The following is a 3,509-nucleotide window of genomic DNA, read 5'->3' as shown; positions in this document are numbered from 1 at the left end:
GTTCCGAAGGAACTCCCTTGGAGGAGCAAGGTAGAAGGGCTAATTAAACAACGGCAGTGAAAAACATCGGTAGTACAACACAAATTACAGACCTATAAACCATTACTACATATACCGAAGCACATTCTTCAATCCCCAGTACGGGAAAAATAAAAAACAGTGCACTAAACAATCATAAACCATTGAATAACTAGCGATAACTACTCATCAATGAACTAATTACTAGTGAACTAATGAACATTACACCTATCTACCCCCCGGAGGGCAGTGCTCTTTTAAAAATTTAGTAAAAGTCAGGGCTAAATGTTTAGTTGTTCCCTCACCTTCAGAAATGCTGTGAGATCTGTTCGGATAACTCATCATCTGAAAAGTCTTTCCGTATTTAATCAGCTCGTTAATCATCTGTTCGGCGTTATTATAATGCACATTATCGTCTCCGGTACCATGAATAAGCAGCAGATTGCCTTTTAGATTCTTAGCATGAGTAACAGGCGATCCCTGTACAAAATAATTTCTGTCTTCGGGTAAAAGCCCCATGTATCGCTCCTGATAAATATTATCGTAATTTAACTGATTATCAACTGCAGCAATAGATATTCCGGTCTGATAAATCTCCGGATATTGAAACAAAAGGTTCAGCGTGGTAGAACCTCCTCCGCTCCATCCCCAAACAGCAATCCTTTGCGGGTCTACAAAGTCCCACTTTAATATTTCCTTTGCTGCCATTGCCTGATCGCGGATATTTAATATTCCAATGTTCTTATAAATTGATTTACGCCATTCTCTGCCCTTTGGTGCAGGAGCACCTCTTCCCTCGACAGACATATAGATATAACCGTCTTCAGACATATCTCCGTTATACAACCTGTTTAATCCGGTTCCGTAACTATTTTTCACGGTTTGCCCGGCTGGCTCTCCATAGACATAAAAAACAACAGGATATTTCTTGGCAGGATCAAAATTTTTGGGCTTTACCATCCAGCCATCCATTTCTATTCCATCTATAGTCGTCAGCTTAAAAAACTCAACATTCGGATAATCCTTAGATAAATCCCTCACTGGCGGTTTAACCAAAGTTTTATGCTCTGGCAAATTTACTGTCTCTGTCAACGGTATATGTTTCACACTTGAAAATCTGTGAATAGCGATTCTACCATTGGGAGAAATATCGTAATCATGTGTACCTCTTTGATCAGGAGAACTTATTTGCTCTGCTCTTCCTGTCCCATTTAACGCAACTCTGAACAGGTAGCTTTCAGTCGCATTGTTGGGAGAAGCCATAAAATAAATCTGCTTGTTTATATCGTCTACAAGCTTAACAGATATGATATCAAAATTATCTTTAGTAATTAAACGCTCCTTACCTTTTAAGTCCACAGCATAAATCTGTCTCCATCCACCTTTCTCACTTACCCAGATAAATTCGTTTCCATTATTAATCCAATCCCAGCCGGCAGGTCCTTCGTCACTCCAGCGATCCTTAATATCTATCCAGGCTGTCTCTGTTTCTTGATGTATCGTTTTGGATGTTCCTGATTTCGAATTTGCAATGATTACTTTACTTACATTCTGACGACGATTAAGCTGCTGAACAATGATCTCCCCAGAATTAACCCATTCCATTCTTGGGATATAATGCTGTACCGGATCTCCCGGTATTTCCATCCATTGGGTTGCACCGCCATCTGCCGAAACCACACCAACCCTGCAAAGACTGGGATCTTCTCCGACTACCGGATATTCTACAGGAATAGTAAATGGATATAAAGAGTCTGTATGATTAATCATCAGATAATTTTTGATCTTTCGGGCATCCAGTTGCCAGTAAGCAATAGATTTCCCGTCCGGAGACCATCTAAACCCATCGCGGCAACCAAACTCCTCTTCATATACCCAGTCGAAAGTTCCGTTTATTAATCTATCTGTCCCGTCCTTTGTTAAGGCATTAATCTGTCCGCTTTTTAAATCCTCTGCATAAATATTATTTTTAGATACATAAGCTACTTTTGTAGCATCCGGAGAGAATTTGGCAAACATTAACGAAGCTTCCGGATGTTTGGCGCCTATCTGCTTAAGCTGTTTCGTACTTCTGTCAAAAACCCAATAATCTCCACGGGTATCGTATCTCCAAACTTTACGGGTATTGGTAGAAATAAGCAATTTCTTTTTATCTGCACTTAACGAGAATCTGACTACTTCTAGCGGTGCTCTATTTCGCGGAGTTAGTTCTGCTGTGGAAACGAAGATTTTTTGATCTGTCCTATTTTTTGCATTTATCTCATAAATCCCCTTTTCCCCAATCTCATAAAAAGAATTGCCATCTGCCGACCATTGTACACCATCGTACTGGGCCAGCAGTTGTTTGCAAAAAACGATTAAAAAAAATAAGGTAACCTTTATACGTTTATTCATAAACCTATCTCCTGTTTGCTTTAATTCTGGAAGGTGTATCCTGTCCCGAAACGACAGTTGAAGCGCCTATAGCTATAGCTCTTGCTACCGATATGATATTTTCTACATCCAACAGTCCGACCTCATCGGCAACCGTATGGTAGCTGTTATCTTTGTTGATCTGTACGGTAGATATGGTATGCGCCGGAACTCCTTTTTTAGCCAAAGGCATATTATCTGATCTGTAAAATAATTGCTGTGTTGCGTATGGATCCGGATAGATCTTATAATGGGTATACTTTAAGTTTCGTTCCATAATCTTCCCTAAATCACTATATCGAAACCCCGTAAGATACGCTGTATTTGCCCCAAATTTAGACTGCTTCCCTATCATCTCCAGGTTAAACATTGCAATTACCTTTTGGGGATCTATCTGATCAGAAAAATACTGCGATCCATAAAAGCCAATTTCCTCTCCCGTAAAAGCCACAAATATAATTGTCCTTGCGTTATCTCCACGTTGAGCATAGTGCCTTGCCAGCTGAATAAGTGCTGTAACCCCGGAAGCATTATCATCGGCACCATTGGCTATAGAGTCCTGGCCCGTTGCTGGTAATATTCCAATATGATCGTAATGGGCAGAAAAAATTACAAATTCATTTATTTTCTCTTTTCCGGGAAGTAGGCCAATCACATTTTTAAACTGATGTACTTCACCTTTATGCTTTTTATCAAACTCCTGATAAAAGCTTCCGTTTTTCTCATAAGGTTTTAAACCAATATTCCTGAATTCATTTTCAATGTAACTTGCAGCCTTATCAATATCTGCTGTAATCAAAGCATTTCTACCTCGCATATCATCAGAGGCCAGCTCGTTTAAAATACGGGAAGTCTCCGCTTTATCTATGTTAACAGTGTAATTCTGCTGCCCTCTGCAGGACATTGTCCCCGATAGAAGCATTATAATAAAGATGATATGAAGTTTTTTTCTCATATTAAATTCATTAAATACCCATAAATCTAAATTACCAGACACAAGCCGTTCATACTTTGTTACCCCCACTATACTCCCACTTTAGTACCACTTATACATCTTTAAAAAATAATCTGCGTTTCTT

The 3,509-nt window shown here is 39.3% G+C and carries 2 protein-coding genes; both read right to left on the bottom strand.

The window, feature by feature from the left end; translation table 11 throughout:
• Positions 1 to 246: 246 nt before the first annotated feature.
• Complete coding sequence (locus ABWO41_RS16725; protein WP_353140453.1) at positions 247 to 2,412, bottom strand: S9 family peptidase; 2,166 nt, start codon at positions 2,410 to 2,412, stop codon at positions 247 to 249.
• Between the two features lie 4 nt (positions 2,413 to 2,416).
• A complete protein-coding gene (locus ABWO41_RS16720) occupies positions 2,417 to 3,385 on the bottom strand; it encodes a M20/M25/M40 family metallo-hydrolase (RefSeq protein ID WP_353140451.1) in 969 nt (322 codons plus the stop codon).
• Between the last annotated feature and the right edge of the window lie 124 nt (positions 3,386 to 3,509).

The organism is Pseudopedobacter sp. (genome assembly GCF_040392825.1).
Lineage (GTDB): Bacteria > Bacteroidota > Bacteroidia > Sphingobacteriales > Sphingobacteriaceae > Pseudopedobacter.
The sequence above is the reverse complement of the archived record's forward strand: the minus strand, read 5'-3'. Positions and strand labels throughout refer to the sequence as shown.

Bases quoted from the DNA above. Each gene is read 5' to 3' on its own strand.
- ABWO41_RS16720 (WP_353140451.1), bottom strand. From the start codon at position 3,385: ATGAGAAAAAAACTTCATATCATCTTTATTATAATGCTTCTATCGGGG.
- ABWO41_RS16725 (WP_353140453.1), bottom strand. From the start codon at position 2,412: ATGAATAAACGTATAAAGGTTACCTTATTTTTTTTAATCGTTTTTTGC.